Origin of the sequence: Tritonibacter sp. SIMBA_163 (assembly GCF_046535935.1) — a bacterium.
Classification (GTDB): domain Bacteria; phylum Pseudomonadota; class Alphaproteobacteria; order Rhodobacterales; family Rhodobacteraceae; genus Epibacterium; species Epibacterium scottomollicae.
In genome coordinates this window covers 1-260 of record NZ_JAWJBP010000713.1, presented here as the reverse complement: position 1 = coordinate 260, position 260 = coordinate 1, and the positions used below count along the sequence as shown (strand labels likewise).

1 protein-coding gene is annotated in these 260 nt (G+C 45.4%); it reads right to left on the bottom strand.

The genetic code is table 11. The features are described 5' to 3' along the window. Positions 1 to 260, bottom strand: a 260-nt coding sequence (locus R0J92_RS24190) for a DUF4912 domain-containing protein (protein ID WP_411053551.1), incomplete at both ends; no start/stop codon positions are given.

Below are 260 nucleotides of genomic sequence, written 5' to 3'. Positions count from 1 at the left end.
CTAACATCAACCATGTCCCGTCTGGACAGCGATAGCCAATTTCACATAAATAATCGCGATCGCTGGTCGGAATCGGAACATACCATTCACGGGCTAATTCATCCACTGGATATTCTTGGACGCTGTAAGGCGATTGTAGATCCAGATCTAGGTTGGTTACATCATATAGACGTAACACCAGTTGTTGACCTCCTTGACGGCGCAATTCTTCTTTATGCTCATTGGGGACATCCCAATAGACATAACTCCATTCTGGATCC